The following is a 24,274-nucleotide window of genomic DNA, read 5'->3' on the forward strand; positions in this document are numbered from 1 at the left end:
ATTCGTTTATCCCTGTTTGACTTTGAGCGGCAGCACGCGCACCGGATCGCCGGCCTTCACGTCGAGCGCGACGGCGTCTTCCGCCGACAGCACGAACGAGCCGTTCGCGACCACGCCCGGCGCGACGCCGACGCGGAAATCGGTGAGCGACGTGTTCGACACGAGCGACTTCGGCGGATGGCCGTCCCACGCACTTTCGCTCGCGTCGGGCACGCCGATCGCGACCGGCACGACGACGCTCTCGCGCACCGTGCGCAGGTCGTTGACGTGGCATTCGAGCACGGGGCCCGCGTCGAAGATGTCGACGTGATTCTGGTAGCGCAGCCCTTCCGCCTCGAGCATCTTGCGGGCCGGCAGCGTATCGCGGTGCGTGAGGCCGACTGCGTCCTGCGCGTCCTGCGGCAGCAGGTCGACGTACACCGGATAGCGCGGCATCAGTTCCGCGAGGAACGACTTGCGGCCGTGCGAGCTCAGGTAGTCGGCCGCGTTGAAATCGATCTGGTAGAAGTGCGAACCGACTGCGCGCCAGAACGGCGACGTGCCGTCTTCGTCGAAGTGGCCGCGCAATTCCGCGCAGATGCGTTCCGGAAAGCGCTCGCGGAACTGCGCGATGAACATGAAGCGCGAGCGCGACAGCAGGCCGCCCACGCCGCCCGTGCGATAGCGCGGGCTCAGGAACAGCGAACACACTTCCGCATAGCCCGTCAGGTCATGCGAGATGTTCAGCGCAGACATCCGCGTCCATACGCCGAGCTCCTGGCTCGCGTGCACGACCGTGCTCACGCGATAGTTGTAGAACGGCTGTTCGAGGCCGACCTGCGTCTCGATTCCGCATACGCCCGCGATGTCGCCCGTCTTCGATTCTTCCATCACGAAGAAGTAGCCGGCCTCGCCGGCCGCCGCCTCGCCCGCGAGCGTGCGGCGCGTGCGCTCGATGCGCGCGGCGAGCGCGTCGCGGTCCGGCTTGAACGTGGTCAGGCCCGGCCCGGTTTCCTTCGCGAGCGACACGAGCGCGTCGACGTCGCCCGTTTGTACGACCCGAACGACGATCATGCTGCGTCTCCCTTCAAATCCTCATCGTCGCGGCGGTGCAGCGGCACGCAGCGCACGACATCGCCATCCTTCACATCGAGTGCCGCGCGCACGTCGCTCGCGAGCGGTGCATCGCCCGCATCGCCCGGCAGGTCGGCCAGCACGCAGCGGAACGATTCGCCGCTGCCCGTCGACACCATGTACGCCACGTCGCCCTGCTGGTGCGCCGCTTCGCGCACGACGCGCTCGGCGCCGTGCTTCACGCACGCGGTGCGGTCGACCTGTGCGGTCAGCACCGGGCCTGCGTCGAAGATGTCGACGAAGCGGTCGGGTTCGAAGCCTTCCTCGAGATGGATGTCGTAGGCGAGCAGCGCCGATTCGTTCGGCTCGCCGAGCACGCGCTGCGCGGCTTCCGGCAGCAGCGGCACGTAGAGCGGATACGCCGGCATCACTTCCGCGATGAAGGTACGGCTGCGGCCGCCCGACGCGATGTCGACGTCGGTGAAATCGCGGCCGAAGAACTTGCGGCCCACCGCTTCCCAGAACGGCGATGCGCCGTTGCCGTCGCTCACGCCGAGCAGCAGCGTGAACACTTCCGGCGTGAAGCGGCGGCGGTTCGCGGCGATGTACATCATCCGCGCACGCGAGATCAGGTGCGCGGCCGCGTCGCCGCGCAGCGACGGATCGACGTAGAAGCCCGCCAGCCGGCTCTTGCCGGTCAGCTCGTGCGACATCGTGAGCGCGTGAATCTTGCGGTTCACGTGCAGCTCGCGCGACGCGTGGATCAGTGCGTCGTTGCGGAACGCGTAGAACGGTTCCGAGTAGCCGGCTGCGGCCACGATGCTCGCCGTGCCGAGCAGCTTGCCCGTCGACGAATCCTCGAGCACGAAGAGGTAGAACTCCTCGCCGGCGAAGTCGACGTCCGCGCGAAACGAATCCTCGGAGAGCGCCACGCGCGCTTCGAGCGCCGCGCGGTCGTGCGGCAGCGAGTGCAGGACCGGCTGCGCGGTGCGCGCCATGTGCGCGAGCGCATCGAGATCCGTGAGTTTGCCGGGGCGAACAAATAGCATCGTCGTTCCTGTCTGCGATGGGTGCGCCGATCAGCGCGCGGTGGCTTCCTGGGCGGCGAGCACTTGTTCGACTGCCTTCTCGAAGCGCTTCATGCCTTCGTCGAGCAGGTCGAACGGGATCACCAGCGACGGCACGAAGCGCAGCACGTTCGGGCCGGCGATCAGCATGATCAGGCCGTTCTCGGCGGCGGCGGTGACGAAGTCCTTCGCGCGGCCGTCGAATGCGGCGGTGAGTTCCGCGCCGACGAGCAGGCCCTTGCCGCGCACGTCCTTGAAGATGCCGAAGCGCGCGTTGATGCGTTCGAGCGCGCCCTTCAGGCGCACGCTGCGTTCGCGCACGCCTTCGAGCAGTGCCGGGTCGCCGATCAGTTCGACGACCTTGTCGGCGATTGCCGATGCGAGCGGGTTGCCGCCGTACGTCGTGCCGTGCACGCCGACCTTGAAGTGCGCAGCGAGTTCGTTCGTCGTCAGCATCGCGCCGATCGGGAAGCCGTTGCCGAGCGCCTTCGCGGTCGTCAGGATGTCCGGCGTGACGCCCGTGTCCATGTACGCGTAGAACTGGCCCGTGCGGCCGACGCCCGTTTGCACTTCGTCGAAAATCAGCAGTGCGCCGTGTGCGTCGCAGGCTTCGCGCAGTGCCTTCAGGAACGCCGGATCGGCCGGGATCACGCCGCCTTCGCCTTGCACGGGCTCGACGATTACTGCGCAGGTTTGCGGGCCGATTGCGGCCTTCGCGGCTTCGATGTCGTTGTACGGCAGGTGCTTGATTCCGGCCGGCACGGGGCCGAAGCCTTCCGAGTACTTCGGCTGGCCGCCGACGCTGACCGTGAAGAACGTGCGGCCGTGGAACGACTGCACGAACGAGATGATTTCGGCTTTATCGACGCCGTGGCGATCGAACGCGACGCGGCGTGCGAGCTTCAGCGCGGCTTCGTTCGCTTCCGCGCCCGAGTTCGCGAAGAATGCGCGGTCGGCGAAGGTCAGCGACTCGAGGCGCTTGGCGAGGCGCAGCACCGGCTCGTTCGTGTAACCGTTGCCGATGTGCCAGAGCTTGCGGCTTTGTTCGTCCAGGACTTTCAGCAGTTCCGGGTGGCCGTGGCCGAGCGACGTCACGGCGATGCCGCACGCGAAATCGATGTATTCGCGGCCGGCCGTGTCCCACACGCGGGATCCCTCTGCGCGATCCGGCACGAACGGCGCGGGGGAAAATACCGGCACCATCACTTCATCGAATGTCTGGCGGTTCACGGTCGAGGTCGTCATGGTCGTTCCTTTCGGTTTCGTAAGAGGGTTCAACAGGATCAAGTTTAGGTAAGGGTGACGCAAGCGTCTTGCGGAATTGCGACGGGTTCTATCGGAAGCGGATAGTGCGGTTTGTTTTTGCCCTCTCGGGCGCGGTGGGTCGAGGTTTGGTGGCGGTATTTTGAGGCTTTTTGGGCGGTTCGCCTGCGTTTGGCGTGAAGCACCTGCTGTCTTGTCGGTCTATTAGTGTCGCCCCTGCGCGGGGCGGCGGTTACTTTTCTTTGTCTTGCCAAAGAAAAGTAACCAAAAGAAAGGCGCTCGGAAAACGCATGACTTCCCGGTGCCATGGTCGTCAGAGTGGATCGCGCCTAAGTGTCCGCGCCAGTCACGAACACGGAGTGGTTCGAGCAATGGTTCTGACACCCTCCACTACCCAACAGAGCGGTATACCGCCCGCCAGCTCCATCCTCGCTACGCTCGGCTGCAAAGTGCTTCACGTCGCATTGCATGCGCTTGCATGCTTCTGCCGGGCTGCATCAACAAACCAAGGCCCCTCTTTACTCACACCAATCGCACCTGTCGGACTGCTTGCCATCAGTGCGTGTTCGATAACGGTGTGAGTGCATGCTGCGTCCCTTTTTCCTTGCGAACGAGGGGACGCCTTGATTCGTTGAATTCGGGGTGCTTGCCCGTGATTGCTGGAACTGATTGACCTAGCGCGTTACTGGAGGGGATGTACCTGTCGGCCGAGCGAAGCGAGGGCGGAGCTAGCGGGCGGTATACCGCTCTGTCGAGTAGTGGAGGGTGTCAGAACCATTGCTCGAACCACTCCGTCCTCCTGACTGGCGCGGACACTTAGGCGCGATCCACTCTGACGACCATGGCACCGGGAAGTCATGCGTTCTCCGGGCGCCTTTCTTTTGGTTACTTTTCTTTGGCAAGACAAAGAAAAGTAACCGCCGCCCCGCGCAGGGGCGACGCTAATAGACCGACAAGATCACAGGTGCTTCACGAAAAACAAAAGCGAACCACCAAAAACAGAATCAATCCTTGGCACCGCGCTCGACAAGCGCGCCCCCACGCGGCTCCCCACCACCGCCCGTCTGCTTCTCGAGCCACGCTCGCCGATCTTCCCGAGGCGTAACCCCAAACCTTTCGCGGTAAGCGTTAGAAAAGTGCGCAGCGGAAGAAAACCCACAGGCGAGACTGACTTGAACGACCGACTTGCTGGTCCGCTGCAACTGAGTCCGAGCCTTGAGCAACCGAAGATTGAGGTAATACTTGGAGGGCATCGCCCCGAGATACTGCCGAAAGAGCCGCTCCAGTTGCCGGCGTGAAACGCCAACCAGCTCGGCGATCTCATCGGTAGTCAAAGGATCCTCGACATTGGCTTCCATCAAAAGCAAAGCATCGTTCAACCGAGGATGCCGCTCGCCCGGCGCAGTAACGAAAGGAATCCGCTGCCGCTCCTCGCCACTCCGCAGCGTCCCGGCGCCGAGCGCATCGGCAATCCGCTCCGCGAGGTCAGGCCCATGTTCCCGGCCAATCATGGCCAGCATGAAGTCAACGGTGGCTTGCCCACCCGCACAGGTAGCCCGATCGCGATCGATCTCGAAAATCTGCTGCGTGACGATCGACCGTTCGAACTGCTCGGCGAACTGCTGATACGTCTCCCAGTTCACGCTCACGCGATATCCGGAAAGCTGCCCGGCCATCGCGAGCCACCACACACCGTGGTGAATCCCGGTCACGACCGGCGTCCGCTGCCCCACCCTCGCGAGACTCGCGAGAAACAACCGATAGTCGGCAAACTGCTGAAACCGCTCCGACACGACGATGACCCAGTCGCACGCGATCGCATCGTTGAACGCCGCATCGGCATGCCACTGCGCACCGCCGGCGAGCGGCACGGGCCGCCCGTCCCACGAACACACCTGCCAGCGATACAGCAGCCGACCGTCGATCTCGTTCGCGAGGTTCAGCGCATCGACGATCGGACCCACGCCCGACATCGACACGGGCGGCAATGCAACGATCGCCACCTGCGTCGTGCGGGTGGCGCCTGCGGGACGAGACACCGGTACCACGGTTGAAACCTGCCCTGTCGCGTTACTTGAGACTGCCCGACAGGAACTGCTTCAGCCGCTCGCTCTGCGGGCGTACCAGCACTTCCTTCGGATCGCCCTCTTCCTCGGTCCGCCCCTGATGCAGGAACATCACGTGGTTCGACACATTGCGCGCGAAACCCATCTCGTGCGTGACGACGATCATCGTGCGGCCTTCCTCGGCCAGCTTCTGCATCACCTTCAGCACTTCACCCACCAGCTCCGGGTCGAGTGCCGACGTCGGCTCGTCGAACAACATCACGTCCGGATGCATCGCCAGTGCACGCGCAATCGCCACGCGCTGCTGCTGGCCACCCGAAAGATGCGACGGATACTGCTTCTCGACACGCGGCGGCAAGCCGACCTTCTCCAGGTACTCGCGCGCCCGCTCCTCGGCTTCCTTCTTCGAAATGCCGAGCACGTGCACCGGCGCTTCCATCACGTTCTCGAGCACGTTCATGTGCGCCCAGAGGTTGAAGTGCTGGAACACCATCGAGAGCTTCGTGCGGATGCGCTGCAGCTGCTTGTGATCGGCGACTTCGAGCGCGCCGGCGCGGTTGGCCTTCGTGCGCACGGCCTCGCCGTCGACGACGATCTGCCCCGCATTGGGCCGCTCGAGAAAATTGATGCAGCGCAGGAACGTGCTCTTGCCCGAGCCGCTCGCGCCGATGATGCTGATGACGTCACCGGCCTTCGCGTTCAGCGATACGCCCTTGAGCACTTCGTTGTCGCCGTAGCGCTTGTGAATGTCGACCGCGGCAAGCTTGGTGGAAGCGGCAGCGCTCGTTTGAGTGATCTCGGCCAACTGGCTCTCCTCGAAGTGATTCAATGACGGGCGGCTGCGAGATACGCAAGCCAGTGGCGCTCCGCGCGGCGAAACGCCGCGACGAGTGCGAACGATACCGCAAGATAGATCAGCGCGGCGATCCCGAACGACTGGAACGCCATGTAGGTCGCGGAATTCGCGTCGCGCGCAACCTTCAGGATGTCCGGCACGGTCGCCGTGAACGCGACTGTCGTCGCGTGCAGCATCAGGATCACCTCGTTGCTGTACAGCGGCAGCGCGCGGCGCAGCGCCGACGGCAGGATCACGCGGCGATACATCGTGAACGGCGACATCCCGTACGCACGCGCAGCCTCCACTTCACCGTGCGGAATCGCACGGATCGCGCCCGCGAAAATCTCGGTCGTGTACGCGCAGGTGTTCAGCGCGAACGCGAGAATCGCGCAGTTGAAGCCGCTGCGGAAGAACGCGTCGAGCAGCGAGTGCGAACGCACGAACTCAAGGCTGTACATGCCCGTGTAGAGCAGCAGCAACTGCACGTAAAGCGGCGTGCCGCGGAACACGTACGTGTAGAACCGCACCGGCGTCGAGACCCACTTGTTCTTCGATACGCGCGCAACCGCGAGCGGCACCGCGCACACGAAGCCGAGCGAAATCGACGCGACGAGCAGCCACAGCGTCACCGCGAGGCCGGAGAGGCGCTGGCCGTCCCAGTAAAGGAACGCCTGGCCGAATTCCTGGAGAATTTCGATCATAGATCTGCGTGCCGCACGCCCATGGAATAACGCTTCTCGAGCTGGATCAGCACGAGGTTGGAAACGGTCGTGATCGCGAGATAGATCAGCGCCGCGACGAGGATGAAGAAGAACATGTTGAACGTGCTCTTGCCGGCGTCCTGCGCGGCCTTCACGACGTCCGCGAGGCCGATGATCGACACCAGCGCGGTAGCCTTCACGAGCACCTGCCAGTTGTTCCCGATCCCGGGCAGCGCGAAGCGCATCATCTGCGGAAACATGATCCGCGCGAACACGCGCGCGCCGCTCATCCCGTACGCCGCACCGGCTTCGAGCTGGCCGCGCGGCACCGACAGGAACGCGCCGCGGAACGTCTCGGTGAAGTACGCACCATAGATGAAGCCGAGCGTCAGCACGCCGGCCACGAACGGGTCGATGTCGATCTGGTCCCAGCCGACGAAATCGGTGAACTGGTTCAGCCAGATCTGGATGCTGTAGAACAACAGCAGCATCAGGACGAGATCGGGCACCGAGCGAATCAGCGTCGTATAACCGGTCGCGATCGCTCGCAGCACCCGGTTGTGCGACAGCTTCGCCACCGCGCCGATCAGCCCCAGCGCCACCGCAGTGGCGAGCGACAGCACCGACAGCTCGATGGTCTGCACGGTGCCGGCCCAGAGGACAGGACCAAAGCCGTAAAGGAACACGCGCGTCTCCAGAGTTGGAATGGTTGCCGACGCGTATGCCTGTCCCGCGCCGGGCTGACGCGGATAGTCGCAAGCGAAATTGATTGCCTCAAACCACCTTGCACGCGATTGCTGCGTCGCAACAATCCGTCCCATCATTTGCAACTGCGGCCTACGCCGCTGTTTCAAAAGGGAAAAAGCCGCTCCCTGACAACCGGATAACGGGCAGGGAAGCGGACTTTTTGCAATTTTCCGGTCGCTTTTTCGATATAGCGCCGAAGACGGCTGCGGCTGCGCTTACCGTCCCTTCAGGATGTCGGAGCGCGAAGTCGTATAGACAAGCCCGTCCGGGCCGAAATGGACGTTGAAGAACGCGTCGGTGTTGACGCCGTCCTCGAGCCAGCGCCAGCTCCAGACGATCTCGGGCTTGAGCGGATACTGCGCGATGTCGCCGGGCTTGCCGAGCAGGCGCCGCACCTCGTCCTCGTTCATCCCCGGGCGCACCTTCGCGAAATTCTCGGCAGTGAGCACCTGCGTCGCGCCCGTGTAGCGGCCGTTCGCATCGAGATCGACGAACCACGTCTGGTTGCCCATCGGGCCGCGCGGGTATTCGAGACGCTTCGAGCCGTCGGTGAAGTCGCGCTCGGTCTCGGGCTTGCCCATCGTGCCGCGCACGTCGGCCTCGGTCGATTCGCCGACCTTCAGCCCCTTCAGCAGCAGCGGCGCGGGCTTGATCGCGTTGAAGAAGTCCCTGATACGTTGCACGTCGAGGTTGCCTTGCTTGTCGTCGCAGCCGGTCAGCGCCAGCGCGGCGGCCAGCATCGTCACGGGAAGCAGCCGGAAACGGAAATTCATCGGAAGAAATGCACGTCGAGAAAACACGCGGCAAGGATACCCGTGCAACGCCAAAAGCGCGAGACGGGCGCGCGGCCCGTCTCGTGTTCAATGCATCGTTTCGGTTTCAGTCTCGGCCACGCGGGTCGCCGCTTGCGGCGCGCGCGGCACGGCCGGCGGCACACCGATGCGGCGCCGCGTGCGCACGAGTTCGGCAAGCTGCCACGAACCGAGCGCCAGGCAGCCGAACAGCACCTCGCGGCCACGCTTGACCAGCGCGAGCGACAGCGCCGTCTCGCGATCGACGCCGAACATCTGCGCGAGCAGCACGACGGTCGCCTCCTGCACGCCGAGGCCGCCCGGCACCATGAACGCCGCATGGCGCACGGCCTGCGTCATCGCCTCGATCGCGATCGCGCCGCCGATCGACACCGGATGGCCGAGCAGCGCGAGCGCCCAGTAGATTTCGAGCGCGCCGAGCATGTAGCCGGCCAGCTGCCAGAAGAACGCGCTGAACAGCAGGCCCGTGCGCGACATCAGCCCATCGATGTCGGCATCGAGCCGCTTGCCGTCGACGCCCTGCAGCAGCCGGTGCGAATCGCCGAGCAGGCGGCCCGCGAAACGCTCGATCGCATGGAAGATGCCGCCACGGCGCATCAGCACGACGCCGAGCACCGGCAGCGGCAGCGTGAGCAGCAGCGCGAGGCCGATCGTGCCGCCGCCCATGTTGTCCGTCGTCGCGAGCAGCAGCACGAGGCCGAGCGCGGCGAACGCATACTGGACGACGATCGTCACGAGCACCTCGACGATCACCGACGCCGTCACGCGGCTCGCGTCGGGCACCTGCCAGCGCGCGAGCCGAATGCCGACCAGCTCGCCGCCGATCCCGACCACCGGCAGCAGCCGGTTCACCGCTTCGCGGACAGTCGCGATCCACCACAGGAACGGCAGCGACGAGCGCTTGTCGAGCAGCAGGTGCCACGCGTACGCGTCGAGCAGCAGCGGCAGCGCATGGAACGGCACGAGCCACAGCAGCGCGTAACCGGCGCGCGCGAGCATCTGCGATACGTCGCCGATGCCTTCGTGCAGCCCCAGCGCGAGCAGGATGCCGATGCCGAGCGGCCAGCCGAGCCATTTGATCCACTTGGTCATGACGGCTGCGCTCCCGGTGCGCGCGACGCTGGTGCGCCGCGCCGTGCGGCGGGTTGGCCGAACACGTCGGCAAAGCCGCCGGTCGCGACGCCTGCCGCCTTCAGCGCGGCCGCGACACGCAGCGACAGCAGCGCATCGAGTTCGTCCACCGGACGGTAGCCGGCCATCGTCGGCGTGATCGGGCCGTCGCCGGCCTCGGCCGGATGGCAATAGATCTCGCCGACGCCCGGCGGCAGCTTGGCCAGTGCGTCGAGCAGCACGGCCTCGTCCATCGCACCCGTATGCTCGATCCCGACCACGTAGTCGTTGTGCGCGAGCCCGGCGCGGTCGAGCCGCGCGCGCACGAGCGCGATCCACGGCTTGAGCAGCGCGGGCGCGGATGTCTCGTAAGGCAGCCGCACCGCGCGCAGCCCGTAGTCGCGGCCGATCTCGATGATCATCGACAGCACGGTCGGATGCAGGTGGAAATGCTTGTGCGCGTTCACGTGGTCGAGCGGCAGGCCGCTCGCCGCGAACGCGTCGAACTGCGCGCGGATCTCGCGGCGCAGTTGCGCACGCACGTGCGGCAGGAAGAAGAAACGGCAGCCGTCCTTCGCCATCGCATCGCCGAAGCGCCCGTCGGGGCCGACGAGCGCGGGAATCTCATGCGCGGGCAGCGTGGCCGGCCCGTCCGCGAGGACGAGATGCAGGCCGACCGCGAGCGACGGCAGCCGCCGCGCGCGTTCGATCGCATCCTGCGCGGCGGGCGCGCCGACCATCAGGCTGGCGGCGTTCAGCACGCCGTCGCGGTGCGCGCGCTCGACCGCCGCGTTGACACGCGGGTGCAGCCCGAAGTCGTCCGCGGTGAAGATCAGCGCCCGCGCCGCCGGCTGCGTCGCCACGAATCAGGCCTCGTGTGCGCGCAGGAAGCGGAAGAACTCGACACCTTCGCGCAGGCGGCGCTTCATCATGTCCCAGCTCGTCAGCATCTCGCGGACGATCTCCCAGATCTTCGACGGACGGAAGTAGAACTGGCGATAGAACTGCTCGAGATGGTGATAAATCTCGTCGCGCGACAGGTGCGCATAGCCGATCGCCGCGAGCTGCACGCCTTCCTTGCTCACCAGGTTGATGGTCTTGTTCTCTTCCATCCAGCCGTTTTCCACGGCCTGCTTGTAGAGCGTCGTGCCCGGATACGGCGCGGCGAGCGACACCTGGATCGTGTGCGGATTGATTTCCTTCGCGTACTCGATCGTCTTCTTGATGGTTTCCTGCGTCTCGCCCGGCAGGCCGAGGATGAAGGTACCGTGAATCTTGATGCCGAGCTTCTTGCAGTCCGCGCTGAAGCGGCGCGCGAAATCGGTGCGCACGCCCTTCTTGATGTTCACGAGGATCTGGTCGTCGCCGGATTCGAAGCCGACCAGCAGCAGGCGCAGGCCGTTTTCCTTCAGGACCTTGAGCGTCTTGTACGGCACGTTCGCCTTCGCGTTGCACGACCACGTCATGCCGAGCTTGCCCAGGCCGATGGCGATGGCTTCGGCGCGCGGCAGGTCGTCGGTGAAGGTGTCGTCGTCGAACATCAGTTCCTTCACTTCCGGCATGTTGTCGCGGATCCACTTCGCTTCAGCGATCACGTTCTCGACCGAGCGCGTGCGGTAGCGATGGCCGCTGACCGTCTGCGGCCACAGGCAGAACGTGCAGCGCGACTTGCAGCCGCGGCCCGTGTAGATCGACACGTACGGATAGTTGAGGTAGCCGATGAAGTAGTTGTCGATCTTCAGGTCGCGCTTGTAGACGGGCGCGACGAACGGCAGTTCGTCCATGTTCTCGAGGATCGGACGCGCTTCGTTGTGCTCGATCGAGCCGTCCTTCGCGCGCCAGCTCAAGCCCTTGATCTGCGGGAACGGCTGGCCTTCGGCGATTTCCTTGCAGGTGAAGTCGAATTCCTCGCGGCACACGAAGTCGATTGCCTCGCTCGCCGTGAGCGAGTTGTGCGGATCGACCATCACCTTCGCACCCACCATGCCGACCAGCAACGACGGCTTCATCTTCTTCAGGTCCTGCGCGAACATCGCGTCGGTCGGGAACGACGGCGTGCTCGTGTGGATGATCACGAGGTCGTAGTCGTTCGCGATCTTCAGCGTTTCCTCGACCGACAGGCCGTCGGCCGGTGCGTCGACGACGCGGCTGCCCGGCACGAGTGCGGCCGGCTGCGCGAGCCACGTCGGATACCAGAAGGAACGGATTTCGCGCTTCGCCTGATAGCGCGAGCCGGCTCCGCCGTCGAAGCCGTCATACGAAGGGGCCTGCAAGAACAGCGTTTTCATGAATGCTCCGGTAGCCTGCATAGTTCGATTCGTCACAACGATTCAGTCAAAAAACCGCGGGCCGCCCTGCCGGCGCCCGCCTCTCTGTCATGTCACGCCGCGCAGCCACGCCGCGCAACGCGTCTCGGCCCTCGGGCCGGGTTCGGTCGGAACGGCCCTAGCGGCCGTCCACTGCTTCCACTGCCGCCGTCGCGCGTTCGCCGCCGACGACCGTCATCCTCGCGCCGCGCCACACGACGTGCGTGCCGAACGCGGCCGCGAGCCACTCCAGCGCGAGCAGTGTGTCGCGCACCGCGACGAGCGGCAGGTCGCGCCAGAACGCGCGCCAGCCGTCCTCGCCGCGTGCGTGCAGCACGAGCCGCCCGAACGCGCCCACCACGGCCGCCCCGCCCGCCAGCGAGCCGGCGAAGGTTCCGTCGAGGCGCAGCGCGAGCGCCGCGCCGATCGCGAGCCACGGCACGGTAAACGTAATGAACAGGAACGCGAAACCGGCCGGGTTCAGCGAACGGATCGTGCGCAGCCAGCGCGTCTCGCGGTGCCACAGCGGCCCGAACGACGGCTCGATCACGTCGGTCGCGACCTCGACTTCCGACAGCACGGTGCGTCGCCCGAGACGGCGCGGCAGCTCGGCCAGCCAGAAATCGTCGGCCAGCTCGTCCTTCAGCGCGGGAAAGCCGCCGATGCGGTCGAGCGTGTCGCGCGTCAACGCCAGCGTCGCGCCGAAACCGAAGCGGCTCGAGCGGCCGAGGTGCGTGATCCGGACCGACGGCGCGAACCATGCATCGACGAACTGCGCGCCGATCCGCGTCCAGAACCCGCCGACGCTGCGCGCATGATACAGGCACGTGACGACACCGACCGACACGTCGGCGAGCGGCGCCGTCACGCGCTCCAGATAGTCGGGCTTCACCGCGATATCGCTGTCCGCAATCACGATGCGGCCGTACTTCGCCCGCTCGGCGAGGTTGATCAGGTTGCTGACCTTCAGGTTCTTGCCGTGCACGCGCGCGTCGATCACGAGCGTGATGTCGCACTCGGGATAATCGGCGCGCAGCCGCTCGACCACGCCGATGGCCGGATCGGCCGCCGACGCGACGCCGAACAGCACTTCATAGCGCGGATGGCGCTGCTCGCAGAACGTCGCGAGGTTTTCGTACAGGTGCGGCTCCGCGCCGCACAGCGGCTTGAGCACGCTGACCGGCTCGAAGCCGTCGCGCACGGCCGTGCGCGGCGTACGCGGCCGCGGCGCGAACGCCGCGACGAGCGCATAGCCGGCCGCGGCCAGCGTGAACACGATCAGGAGCCAGTCGAGCATCGTTGCGGTTGCCGTCATGCGCGACGCCTCCCGGCGACCTGAACGCCATGGAGAACGCTTGAGCATGATTGAGCGTGATTCGGTATTCCGACAACGACGAACGCGGGCACGACCCGACTCCTTGTTCCAGCAGCGTCTGTAAATGGGGAAGGCTCGACCCATCCTTCGGATCCGACCATGCCCGACTTCGCGTGGTGCATCTCCGCGCGACGCCCGGACGGGATGCGGGAAGATTCGTATGGCTACCTTCGGCACAACATGGGTAGGCGCCGGATTTTAGCAGCCTGCGGCACCCCGCGCTCGGCACTACGCGAAACGGACTGGTGCAATTCCGGCAAAGCTGCGCAGTCGGCGAACCATTTCGGCGCACGCGCGTTCACGTTAGCGTAAGCGGTTTGCAGGCGTATTGCAGTCTTGAAAATCAAACGTTTCGTGCAAATTTGTACGTCGATGCGGATTCACACCCAATCGCCGTAAAGATTGGTAATTAATCAGCGATTGAATTGATTTTTGCAACGATCGCCGAATTCGACCCTGCATCCCTGAAAGGCGCATGGGTATCGGGCCGCCTCCAGCACGTTCCGGAACCCTTTGGCAAAATCCTTGGCATTTGTTGCGTAAGCGCATCACCGCGCGCGCCCCTTTCGAAGGCTACCCGATGACTCCGTTTTCCGTACTCGATCTCGCCCCCATTCCCGCCGGCGCCGACGCGTCCCAGGCGTTCCGCAACACCGTCGACCTCGCGCAGCATGCGGAACGCTGGGGTTACCAGCGCTACTGGCTCGCCGAGCATCACAACATGCCCGGCATCGCGAGCGCGGCCACTGCCGTCGTGATCGGCCATGTCGCGGGCGCCACGCAGACGATCCGGGTCGGCTCGGGCGGCATCATGCTGCCGAACCATGCGCCGCTCGTGATCGCCGAGCAGTTCGGCACGCTCGCGTCGCTGTATCCGGGGCGCATCGATCTCGGCCTCGGCCGTGCGCCCGGCACCGACCAGACCACGTCGCGCGCGTTGCGCCGCGACCTGATCGGCAGCGCCGACTCGTTTCCGGACGATGTCGCCGAGCTGCAGCGCTATTTCGCGGAGCCGGTGCCCGGCCAGCGCGTGCGCGCGGTACCCGGCGCAGGGCTCGACGTGCCCGTGTGGCTGCTCGGCTCGAGCCTGTTCAGCGCCCAGCTCGCCGCGATGCTCGGGCTACCGTTCGCATTTGCGTCGCACTTCGCGCCGGATTACCTGATGCGCGCGCTCGAGATCTACCGTGCGCAGTACCGGCCGTCGGCCGCATGGCCGAAACCGCATGCGATGGTGGGCGTGAACGTGTTCGTCGCCGATACCGACGACGAGGCGCGCCGCCTGTTCACGTCGCTGCAGCAGCAGTTCATCAATCTGCGGCGCGGCACGCCGGGCAAGCTGCCGCCGCCCGTCGACGTGCTGGAGGCCAACGAGCTCGAGCTCGCGACCGTTGCGCATTCGCTGTCGTTCGCGGCGGTCGGCTCGCGCGACACGGTGCGCGACAAGCTGCGCGACCGCATCGCGCAGACGGGGGCCGACGAGCTGATCGTCACCGCACAGATCTACGATCACGCGGCACGGCTGCGTTCGTTCGAATTGACCGCGCAGATCCGCGACGAACTCGCGAGCGAAACGCGCTGACGGCACGCACCCGGGCCGCCTGCGGCCGGCCCCCGCGTCACTGCGGGTGCACGGCCTCCAGCCCGTCGAGCAGCGCCTTGTGGAACGCGTCCGGGTCCTGGATCTGCGGCGCGTGCCCGAGCGCCGGGAATTCGACGAGCTGCGCGCCGGGAATCGCGGCCTGCGTGCGCTTCGCGAGCTCCGGATAGTGGCCGAGCTTCGCATGCACGTCGGGCGGCGAGACGTCCTTGCCGATCGCGGTCGTGTCCTTGTCGCCGATCATCAGCAGCGTCGGCACGCGGATCGCACCGAGTTCATAGACCACCGGCTGCGTGAGGATCATGTCGTAGATCAGCGCGGAGTTCCACGCGACCGCATCGCGACCCGCGCCACGGTACATCCCGGCCAGCATCTGCACCCAGCGCTCGTACGACGGCGACCACTTGCCCGCGTAGTACGTGCCCTGCTCGTAGCGGCGGATGCCGTCGGCCGTGGTCTTCTGTTCGCGCGCATACCAGTAGTCGACCGACAGCGGCGGCACGCCGAGCGCCTTCCAGTCCTCGAGGCCGATCGGGTTCACGAGCACGAGCTGGTCGGTCGCCTTCGGATACATCAGCGCGTAGCGCATCGCGAGCATCCCGCCCGTCGAGTGGCCGACGATCGTCGCCGACTTCACGCCCACCGATTCGAGCAGCGCGTGCGTGTTGCGCGCGAGCTGCTGGAAGCTGTACTGGTAGCGATCGGGCTTCGACGACTTGCAGAAGCCGATCTGGTCGGGCGCGATCACGCGATAGCCGGCACGGCTCAGCACGCCGATCGTGTCCTCCCAGGTCGCCGCGCAGAAATTCTTCCCGTGCAGCAGCACGACAGTGCGGCCGTTCGGGTGCACGGGTTGCACGTCGAGGTACGCCATCTCGAGCGTTTCGCGCTGCGACACGAACGTGTACAGATGCACGGGCGCCGGATAGGTGAACCCTTCCAGGCGCGGGCCATACACGGGCCCGTCGTTGCCGGCAGGCGACGCGGCGGCCGCCATGGCAGGCATGGCGCACGCAACGGCGACACCCGTGCCGAGCACGGCGGCGCGCGCGGCAAACAACATCTTGCGAATCGAAAGCATGGCGATCACGGTGATTGGAAACGCACGCGGGCAGCCGGGCCGCCTCGCGCCCCGCGATTCTACGCGGTCGCGCTGACGACGGCGCGCAACACTCCGGGGCCGCGCGACTTCCGCGCGCGCAACGAACTCGGGTATCGTGTGACGTGACCCTGAAACGCGTGCAGGCGATTCCCATGAAAAACGTCCTCAGCATTCAGTCGCACGTCATCTACGGCCATGCCGGCAACAGTGCGGCCGTGTTCCCGATGCAGCGCCTCGGCATCAACGTCTGGCCGCTCAATACCGTCCAGTTGTCGAATCACATGCAGTACGGCCACTGGGCCGGCAGCGCGATCGATGCCGCGAAGATGGAGCAGCTCGTCGACGGCATCGCCGCGATCGGCGCACTCAAGCGCTGCGACGCCGTGCTGTCCGGCTTCCTCGGCTCGCCGCCGCAGGCGCGTGCAGCCGTCGAAATCGTCCGCTCGGTGAAGGCGATGAACCCGAACGCGTGGTACTTCTGCGATCCGGCGATGGGCCAGACGGGCGGCATCCGGCCCGAGCCCGGCGTCGAGGAGTTCATGGTCCAGGAGATGCCGGCGCTCGCGGACGGCATGTCGCCGAACCACACCGAACTGCAGAAACTCGCCGGGCGGCGCATCGAAACCGTCGCCGAAGCCGTCGAAGCCTGCCGCGCGCTGATCCGCCGCGGCCCGCAGATCATCCTCGTCAAGCACCTGCACGACCGCAACAGCCCGGCCGATCGTTTCAACATGCTCGCCGTCACCGAAACCGAAGCGTGGATCGGCCAGCGCCCGCTATACGCGTTTCCGCGCCATCCGGTCGGCGTCGGCGACCTGACCAGCGCGATCTTCGTCGCATGCCGGCTGCGCGGCGACTCCGTGCGCGCCGCGTTCGAGCACACGCTCGCGGCCGTGCACGCGGTCGTGAAAGCCACCTACGATGCGCGCCGCTACGAGCTCGAACTCGTCGCCGCGCAGGACGAAATCGCGCGCCCGAGCGAATGGTTCGGCGCGTGGGTGACGGACGCCTGACGCACCGGCATCGCCCTCCGCTTCACCGACGCGCATCTCGCGCCGCGCCGCTTTCCCGCCCCATCCGCGCCGCACCGCGACCGCCGGCGACACGTGTCCCGACGCTGCTTCGATATCGCTTCGATGCGGATGCAAACGTTTCCGCACTTCACATGAATGACACCGATTCCTCGCTATGCTCGCGGCGGCACGACCGGGCGCAGCCGCATCCTGCGACCCGGGCGCGCCCTTCCAGCAGGTCCTGCCAATCGGCTCCCCCTTTACCGCACGATAACGACCATGACCCGATCGAACCGTCGTGACTTCCTGCGCGTCGCTGCCGGCACCGCCGGCGCCGCCGCGCTGAACCTGTTCCCGCCCGTGATTCGCGATGCGCTTGCGATTCCCGCGAACCGCCGCACCGGCACCATCCGCGATATCGAACACATCGTGATCCTGATGCAGGAGAATCGCTCGTTCGACCACTACTTCGGCACGATGCGCGGTGTCCGCGGCTTCGGTGACCCGCGCCCGCTTCGCCTCGCGAACGGCAAGTCGGTGTTCCACCAGCCGGTCGGCCCGGCCGAACTGCTGCCGTTCCACCCGGGCGCGGACAAGCTCGGCCTGCAGTTCCTGCAGGACCTGCCGCACGGCTGGCAGGACATGCACGCGGCATGGAACAAGGGCCGCTATGACCAGTGGGTGCCGAACAAGGGCACCACGACGATGGCGTACCTGAAGCGCGACGACATCCCGTTCCACTACCAGCTCGCCGACGCGTTCACGATCTGCGACGCGTACCACTGCGCGATCCCGAGCTCGACCGACCCGAACCGCTACTACATGTGGACAGGCTACGTCGGCAACGACGGCACGGGCGGCGGCCCGGTGCTCGGCAACGAGGAAGCGGGCTACGGCTGGACGACCTATCCGGAAGTGCTGGAGAACGCCGGCGTGTCGTGGAAGATCTACCAGGACGTCGGCACCGGCCTGAACGCCGCCGGGTCGTGGGGCTGGACGCAGAACCCGTACATCGGCAACTACGGCGACAACTCGCTGCTCTACTTCAACCAGTACCGCAACGCGCTGCCCGGCACGCCGCTGTACGACAAGGCGCGCACCGGCACCAACATCAGCGCGGGCGGCACGCTGTTCGACATCCTGCAGCAGGACGTGAAGAACGGCACGCTGCCGCAGGTGTCGTGGATCTGCGCGCCGGAAGCGTATTCCGAGCATCCGAACTGGCCGGCGAACTACGGCGCGTGGTACATCGAGCAGGTGCTGCAGGCGCTCGTGTCGAATCCGGAGGTATGGAGCAAGACCGCGCTGTTCATCACGTACGACGAGAACGACGGCTTCTTCGACCACGTGCAGCCGCCATTTGCACCGCAGTCGCGTGACAACGGGCTGTCGACGGTCGCGACGACCAACGAGGTGTTCCCCGGCGACGCATCGCACATGGCCGGCCCGTACGGACTCGGGCCGCGCGTACCGATGCTCGTCGTGTCGCCGTGGACGAAGGGCGGCTGGGTCTGCTCGCAGACCTACGATCACACGTCGCTGCTGCAATTCATCGAGGCACGTTTCGGCGCGCAATACCCGGTCAAGGCCGGCAACATCTCGCCGTGGCGCCGCACGGTGTGCGGCGACCTGACCGCCGCATTCGATTTCGCGACGGCCGACGCCGGCTGGCCGACGCTGCCGGACACGAGCGGCTACGCGCCGCCCGACCGCCTGCGCCACCCCGACTACATCCCCGTGCCGCCGGTACTGCAGAAGCTGCCGAAGCAGGAGGCCGGGCTGCGTCCGGCGCGTGCGCTGCCGTACGAGCTGTTCGTGCACGGCCGCGTCGAATCGGTAAACGGCCTGTTCCGGCTGACCTTCGCGAACACGGGCCGGGCGGGCGCCGCGTTCCAGGTGCAGTCGCGCAATCGCCTCGACGGCCCGTGGGCATACACGGTCGAAGCCGGCAAGCGGGTCGCCGACACGTGGAGCGCCGCGGCGTCGCTCGGCCTGTACGACCTCGACGTGTACGGCCCGAACGGCTTCTACTGCCATTTCCGCGGCCCGTTCGCGACCGGCGTCGGCAGCGCGAACGTGAACCCCGAGGTGATCTACGGCTACGACGTCGCGAACGGCAACATCACGCTGCGCCTGATGAACCGCGGCCACAAGGCCGTGCGGCTCAAGGTCACGAACGCGTATGGCCACGGCCACGCGCGCACGTTCGACCTCGCGCCGGGCCAGCAGATCGACGACTACTGGGATCTGCGCGGCAGTCACGGCTGGTACGACCTGACCGTCAGCGACGGCCGGCTGCTCGGCTTCCTGCGCCGCTTCGCGGGCCACGTCGAGACGGGTCGCCCGAGCGCCAGCGATCCGCTGATCCGCACGCACGCATCGCACGACGATGCCGAAGCCGCATCGGACGCGCTGTCCGACTGACGGCGTCCCGTGCGCGGCGCGGCCCCGGCGGGCCGCGCCGCCTCCCTGCTCCTCACTCCCCCTCCGCTTCGCCCGCTCCGTTCGCGACGGGAAACTCCCGATATCGGCCGCCTCCGCACGCGCGGAAGCTATGCGCAAATCCGCACCGAATGCGCGGCGAATTGCCAAGACCCGGGCATATCGGCGACCTATATATCGAGGCGATCGGGGCTCTTCTTCGCGGAGCCTGACGGGAGATTCTTCCGAGGATAACGATGCCGACCTCCCCGCCCGATTCCGAGAAGCGGTCGAACCGCCCGCCCGTCGCACGCGCCCGGCCCGCCCGAGCGCATGCGGTACTCACTCGCAGGTGTCGAACAAGAGGAACAACATGAAATTCCGTCATTCCCTGCTGTCGGTGTCGATTGCATCCGCGCTTGCCCTCCTCTCGCAACAGGCGGCCCAGGCCGCCGATTCGACCGACGTGAAGGTCGGCTTCGCCGCGCCGCTCACGGGCGTGAACGCCGGTTACGGCAAGGACCTGCAGAACGGCGTGCAGCTCGCGCTCGACGATGCCGCCGCGCAGAAGGTGCAGATCGCCGGCAAGCCCGCGCACTTCAACCTTGTCGTGCAGGACGACCAGGCCGACCCGCGCATCGGCGTGCAGGCTGCCCAGGCGCTCGTCGACCAGAACGTGTCGGTCGTGGTCGGCCACTTCAACTCGGGGACGACGATTCCGGCCTCGGTCGTCTACGACAAGGCCGGCATCCCGGTGATCGATCCGGCCGCGACCAACCCGACGCTCACCGCGCGCGGGCTTGCGAACATGTTCATGGTGATCGCGACCGACGGCCAGAACGCCGGCAACGCGGGCAAGTACGCGGTCGACGTGACGAAGGCGAAGCGCATCGCGATCATCGACGACCGCACCGCGTTCGGCCAGGGCGAGGCCGACGAGTTCGAGAAGGCCGTGAAGGCGGCCGGCGGGAATCTCATCGACCGCGAGTTCACCAGCAACCAGGCGGTCGACTTCCGCGCGCAGATCACGAACCTGAAGGGCAAGAACCCCGACCTGATCTTCTTCGGCGGACTCGATTCGCTCGCCGCGAACTTCATCAAGCAGATGCGCCAGCTCGGGCTGAACGCGCAGTTCGTCGGCGGCGGCGGCGTGAAGGACAACGAATTCATCAAGATCGCGGGCCCGGCCGCCGAAGGCGCGATGGCGTGGGAATACGGCCGTCCGCTCGACGAGTTGCCGCAAGGGAAGGATTTCGAACAGCGCTTCAAGAAGCGCTTCGGCGTCGACGTGCTGTCGTATGCGCAGTTCGGCTACGACGCGGCGTGGGCGGCGATCAAGGCGATGCAGGCGGCCGGCTCGACCGACCCGAAGGTCTATCGCCCGGCGCTGAAGAAGATCGACTTCGAAGGCGTCACGGGCCGCATTTCATTCGCGAACGACGGCTCGCTGAAGAGCGGGATGTCGACGCTGTACCAGGTGAAGAGCGGCGCGTGGAAGACGATCACGACGAAGGGAGGCTGATCGGCGGTGCCGGCGGCCGGGCGGCGCAAACGCCGCCCGGCCCCGGTGATCGATGAACGAATATCGATCTCGTATGACGACTGATGTTGGTGCGATTCGACCGGGCCGGCGGCACCGCGGGCCGCGCCGCCCGGTGCGTCAGCTGGCCTGCGTGTCGCGCTCGGCTTCGGCCGCCTCGTGCGCGCGGCGCAGCCGCTCGCGGCTGTTGGTGAGGTGCGTGCGCATCGCGGCACGTGCCGCCTCCGGGTCGTGGCGCGCGATCGCCTCGTAGATATCCTCGTGCTCGTGGTTCAGCCGGCCGACGTAGCGCTCGAGATCGTCGCCGGCAAAGCGGGCCGAATTCACGCGCGTGCGCGGGATGATCGACGTGCCGAGCTGCGTCATGATGTCGACGAAATAGCGGTTCCCGGTGGACTGCGCGATCTGCAGATGGAACTGGAAGTCGAGCTGTGCCGTGTCGCGGCCGCCGCCCGCCCCCGATGCGATCGCGTCGAGTGCGCGCCGCAGCGCGGCCAGGTCGGTATCGTTCGCGCGCTGCGCGGCGAGGCTCGCGCATTCGCTTTCGAGGCTGATGCGCAACTCCAGCACGGCGAGCACGTCGCGCAGCGTCGTGATCGTCGCCGGGTCGATGCCGAGCGTCTGGCGGCGCGACGGCTCCAGCACGAAACTGCCGATCCCGTGGCGCGTCTCGACGAGGCCGCTCGCCTGCATCCGCGAGATCGCCTCGCGCACGACCGTGCGGCTCACGCCCTGCGCCGCCATGACTTCGGTTTCGGTCGGCAGCTTGTCGCCGGGACGCAGCGTGCCGTTTTCGATCTGCGCGGTCAGCGCGTCGACGACATCTTGTGCGAGGCTGCGTGCGCGACGGCGCGGCGCTGCGGGAAGCGTAGGCACGGACATGAGGCCGGTTCCTTTTTGAATGATCGTAGTGTGAGCCGAGGGTTTACGCGGGGTTTGAGCGAAAGCCGATGATTCATTATACTGCGTCACAAGTCATCCGACGACTGATGATCGAAACACGGATCTCCTGTCGACTCAAGCGGGCATTCCAGCGCCGCCTGGTCCCATGCTTTACGATCAGCCAGCGTTCGCGTTCCGCGCTCCGCTGGATCGGTTGCCGCTCCCACCCCGTTCCGGGTTGCATCGACCTGCGGGGCTTGCGCGCCGCGCACGTCGGTTGTCGAATGATCGCACCTCCCGCCGCGCGCGGCAAAGCTTTTGCCGCACGGCATTGCCCACCCTTTCGCCATCGCCGCCCATGAACGCCGTCACTGCCTCGCCCTCCCACGACACGCCGCGTATCGTCGACCTGCAAGCGATTCCGGTCGCCGGCCACGACAGCATGCTGCTCAACCTGAGCGGCGCACACGGCCCGTTCTTCACCCGCAACCTCGTGATCCTGAAGGACAGCGCGGGCCGGACCGGCGTCGGCGAAGTGCCCGGCGGCGAAAGCATCCGCCGCACGCTCGACGATGCGCGCGCGCTCGTCGTCGGCCAGCCGGTCGGCAATTACCACGCGGTGCTCAACGACGTGCGGCGCACCTTCGCCGACCGCGACGCGAGCGGCCGCGGGCTGCAGACCTTCGACCTGCGCACGACGATCCACGCGGTCACCGCGCTCGAAGCCGCGCTGCTCGACCTGCTCGGCCAGCATCTCGGCGTGCCGGTCGCCGCGCTGCTCGGCGAGGGCCAGCAGCGCGAGCGCGTCGAAATGCTCGGCTACCTGTTCTACGTCGGCGACCGCACGAAGACCGCGCTGCCCTACCGCGACGGCCGCGGTGCGACCGACGACTGGACGCGCGTGCGCGACGAAGCCGCGCTGACGCCCGAGGCAGTCGTGCGGCTCGCCGAGGCGGCGCACGCGCGCTACGGCTTCAACGACTTCAAGCTGAAGGGCGGCGTATTCGCTGGCGAGAGCGAGATCGAGGCCGTGACGGCGCTCGCCGAGCGCTTCCCGGACGCGCGCGTGACGCTCGACCCGAACGGCGCATGGTCGCTCGACGAGGCCGTGCGGCTGTGCCGTGACCAGCACCACGTGCTCGCGTACGCGGAAGATCCGTGCGGCGCGGAGAACGGCTACTCGGGCCGCGAGGTGATGGCCGAATTCCGTCGCTCGACGGGGCTGCCGACGGCCACCAACATGATTGCGACCGACTGGCGGCAAATGGGCCACGCGGTGCAGTTGCAGGCCGTCGACATCCCGCTCGCCGACCCGCATTTCTGGACGATGCAGGGTTCGGTGCGCGTCGCGCAGATGTGCCGCGACTGGGGCCTCACGTGGGGCTCGCATTCGAACAACCACTTCGACGTGTCGCTCGCGATGTTCACGCATGTCGCGGCCGCCGCGCCGGGCCAGGTCACCGCGATCGACACGCACTGGATCTGGCAGGACGGCGAGCGGCTGACCCGCGAGCCGCTGAAGATCGAGAACGGGCTGGTGGACGTCCCGAAGCGCCCGGGGCTCGGCATCGATATCGACATGGATGCCGTCGCAGTCGCGCACGAGCTGTACCAGCAGCACGGGCTCGGTGCCCGCGACGACGCGGCGGCGATGCAGTACCTGATTCCGGGGTGGACCTTCAACAACAAGCGCCCCTGCCTCGTGCGCTGAGCGTGGAACGGACCGGGCGGCAGGATCGCCCGGTCGAGCCGGAATCGAGAGGCGCGATGCGGCCCGCGGTCGGATTGGTGGGTGTCTGAAGGAAGACGCTGCGCGGGTCGAACCGGATCGCGACGACGGTGGTGGTAGCGATGGCTGGCCTGCCCGGCCTCGCCCAGACCAAGCCTGCCCGGCCAGCCCTAGCCCGCCACTCCAATCCCCCGCGCCATCCCCGACGCGGCGAACACGATGACGATCACCAGCACCGCCTGCCAATGGCCGATCCGCACAAAGGTGCGCGCCCGGCCGAGATCGGGCATCTGCTGCTGCCGCGCGGCGACACGCCACCGGATCAGCCCGAGCATCGGCACGACCTCGAGCAGCAGGATCAGCACGAGCGCGGTCATCTTCAGGTGAAAGAGCGGTTCGTGCAGGTAGTACGCGGAGCCTTTCTCGAAGCCGCCGAACGCGCGCATCAGGCCCGTCACGATCAGCACGAGCGCCGACAGTCCCCACGCGGCATCGGCCTTGAATACACCGGGCAGGTCGGCCGCCTGCGCCGACGCGATGAGCCGGCGCAACGCGCGGTTACGCCCCGCGATCGCGGCAAACGCGACGCCGAACGCGCTCAGGTGAATGGCAGCCAGCAACCAGCGGACGATCATCTCGCCTCCTTGTCGCC

General features: G+C 66.6%; 20 protein-coding genes. 5 read left to right on the forward strand and 15 right to left on the reverse strand.

Going from position 1 to position 24,274, the window contains the following annotated elements:
* Positions 1 to 6: 6 nt before the first annotated feature.
* The 12 genes from astA to hpnI all read right to left on the reverse strand — a co-directional run bounded on the left by astA (position 7) and on the right by hpnI (position 13,278).
* Positions 7 to 1,053, reverse strand: coding sequence for an arginine N-succinyltransferase (gene astA / locus BDI24065_RS21160; RefSeq protein ID WP_175032915.1), 1,047 nt, complete (start codon positions 1,051 to 1,053; stop codon positions 7 to 9).
* On the reverse strand, positions 1,050 to 2,102 hold the full coding sequence (gene aruF / locus BDI24065_RS21165) for an arginine/ornithine succinyltransferase subunit alpha (RefSeq protein ID WP_175032916.1): 1,053 nt from the start codon (positions 2,100 to 2,102) through the stop codon (positions 1,050 to 1,052). The genes astA and aruF overlap by 4 nt, the downstream gene beginning before the upstream one ends.
* Before the next feature lie 30 nt (positions 2,103 to 2,132).
* Positions 2,133 to 3,365: an aspartate aminotransferase family protein gene (locus tag BDI24065_RS21170; protein ID WP_175032917.1), complete on the reverse strand. Its 1,233-nt coding sequence runs from the start codon at positions 3,363 to 3,365 to the stop codon at positions 2,133 to 2,135.
* A 1,022-nt stretch (positions 3,366 to 4,387) separates the two neighbouring features.
* Positions 4,388 to 5,431: a GlxA family transcriptional regulator gene (locus tag BDI24065_RS21175; protein ID WP_039348267.1), complete on the reverse strand. Its 1,044-nt coding sequence runs from the start codon at positions 5,429 to 5,431 to the stop codon at positions 4,388 to 4,390.
* Positions 5,432 to 5,453: 22 nt separating this feature from the next.
* Complete coding sequence (locus BDI24065_RS21180) at positions 5,454 to 6,254, reverse strand: ABC transporter ATP-binding protein (protein ID WP_175032918.1); 801 nt, start codon at positions 6,252 to 6,254, stop codon at positions 5,454 to 5,456.
* 20 nt (positions 6,255 to 6,274) lie between these two features.
* Entirely contained in the window at positions 6,275 to 6,988 is a 714-nt protein-coding gene (locus tag BDI24065_RS21185) for an ABC transporter permease (RefSeq protein WP_011351456.1), read from the reverse strand.
* Positions 6,985 to 7,674 carry an ABC transporter permease gene (locus tag BDI24065_RS21190; protein ID WP_011351455.1) on the reverse strand — a complete coding sequence of 230 codons (690 nt, stop codon included), beginning with the start codon at positions 7,672 to 7,674 and terminating at the stop codon, positions 6,985 to 6,987. Before BDI24065_RS21190 ends, BDI24065_RS21185 begins: the two co-directional genes overlap by 4 nt.
* A gap of 276 nt (positions 7,675 to 7,950) precedes the next feature.
* A complete protein-coding gene (locus BDI24065_RS21195; RefSeq protein ID WP_011351454.1) occupies positions 7,951 to 8,508 on the reverse strand; it encodes a hypothetical protein in 558 nt (185 codons plus the stop codon).
* 87 nt (positions 8,509 to 8,595) lie between these two features.
* Positions 8,596 to 9,639, reverse strand: a complete 1,044-nt coding sequence (locus BDI24065_RS21200) for a lysylphosphatidylglycerol synthase domain-containing protein (protein ID WP_175032919.1) — start codon at positions 9,637 to 9,639, stop codon at positions 8,596 to 8,598.
* Positions 9,636 to 10,520, reverse strand: a complete 885-nt coding sequence (gene hpnK, locus BDI24065_RS21205; RefSeq protein ID WP_124616135.1) for a hopanoid biosynthesis-associated protein HpnK — start codon at positions 10,518 to 10,520, stop codon at positions 9,636 to 9,638. The genes BDI24065_RS21200 and hpnK overlap by 4 nt, the downstream gene beginning before the upstream one ends.
* Before the next feature lie 3 nt (positions 10,521 to 10,523).
* Positions 10,524 to 11,966: a hopanoid biosynthesis associated radical SAM protein HpnJ gene (gene hpnJ, locus BDI24065_RS21210; RefSeq protein WP_368040786.1), complete on the reverse strand. Its 1,443-nt coding sequence runs from the start codon at positions 11,964 to 11,966 to the stop codon at positions 10,524 to 10,526.
* A gap of 136 nt (positions 11,967 to 12,102) precedes the next feature.
* Positions 12,103 to 13,278, reverse strand: a complete 1,176-nt coding sequence (hpnI, locus tag BDI24065_RS21215; RefSeq protein WP_175032921.1) for a bacteriohopanetetrol glucosamine biosynthesis glycosyltransferase HpnI — start codon at positions 13,276 to 13,278, stop codon at positions 12,103 to 12,105.
* 640 nt (positions 13,279 to 13,918) lie between these two features.
* Here hpnI and BDI24065_RS21220 point away from each other — a divergent pair.
* On the forward strand, positions 13,919 to 14,917 hold the full coding sequence (locus tag BDI24065_RS21220) for an LLM class flavin-dependent oxidoreductase (RefSeq protein ID WP_089450174.1): 999 nt from the start codon (positions 13,919 to 13,921) through the stop codon (positions 14,915 to 14,917).
* A gap of 37 nt (positions 14,918 to 14,954) precedes the next feature.
* Here the strand turns inward: BDI24065_RS21220 and BDI24065_RS21225 are convergent, their stop codons facing one another.
* Entirely contained in the window at positions 14,955 to 16,016 is a 1,062-nt protein-coding gene (locus BDI24065_RS21225) for an alpha/beta fold hydrolase (RefSeq protein WP_175032922.1), read from the reverse strand.
* Positions 16,017 to 16,189: 173 nt separating this feature from the next.
* Between BDI24065_RS21225 and pdxY the strand changes: the two genes are divergently transcribed.
* From pdxY to BDI24065_RS21240, 3 genes are all read left to right on the forward strand, one after another.
* Positions 16,190 to 17,050, forward strand: a complete 861-nt coding sequence (gene pdxY, locus BDI24065_RS21230; protein ID WP_041492785.1) for a pyridoxal kinase PdxY — start codon at positions 16,190 to 16,192, stop codon at positions 17,048 to 17,050.
* A gap of 279 nt (positions 17,051 to 17,329) precedes the next feature.
* The gene (locus tag BDI24065_RS21235) at positions 17,330 to 19,474 is read left to right on the forward strand and encodes a phosphocholine-specific phospholipase C (protein WP_175032923.1); all 2,145 of its coding nucleotides are present in this window, start codon (positions 17,330 to 17,332) and stop codon (positions 19,472 to 19,474) included.
* A gap of 370 nt (positions 19,475 to 19,844) precedes the next feature.
* Entirely contained in the window at positions 19,845 to 20,993 is a 1,149-nt protein-coding gene (locus tag BDI24065_RS21240; RefSeq protein WP_175032924.1) for a branched-chain amino acid ABC transporter substrate-binding protein, read from the forward strand.
* A 138-nt stretch (positions 20,994 to 21,131) separates the two neighbouring features.
* Here BDI24065_RS21240 and BDI24065_RS21245 read toward each other — a convergent pair whose 3' ends face one another.
* A complete protein-coding gene (locus BDI24065_RS21245) occupies positions 21,132 to 21,893 on the reverse strand; it encodes a FadR/GntR family transcriptional regulator (RefSeq protein WP_175032925.1) in 762 nt (253 codons plus the stop codon).
* A gap of 358 nt (positions 21,894 to 22,251) precedes the next feature.
* On the opposite strand from BDI24065_RS21245, the gene gudD reads away from it, so the two are divergent.
* Positions 22,252 to 23,604, forward strand: a complete 1,353-nt coding sequence (gene gudD, locus BDI24065_RS21250; RefSeq protein ID WP_175032926.1) for a glucarate dehydratase — start codon at positions 22,252 to 22,254, stop codon at positions 23,602 to 23,604.
* A 188-nt stretch (positions 23,605 to 23,792) separates the two neighbouring features.
* On the opposite strand, the gene BDI24065_RS21255 is transcribed toward gudD, so the two are convergent.
* Complete coding sequence (locus BDI24065_RS21255; protein ID WP_175032927.1) at positions 23,793 to 24,257, reverse strand: DUF2214 family protein; 465 nt, start codon at positions 24,255 to 24,257, stop codon at positions 23,793 to 23,795.
* Positions 24,258 to 24,274: the final 17 nt, after the last annotated feature.

The organism is Burkholderia lata (assembly GCF_902499025.1).
Taxonomy (GTDB): Bacteria; Pseudomonadota; Gammaproteobacteria; order Burkholderiales; family Burkholderiaceae; genus Burkholderia; species Burkholderia lata_C.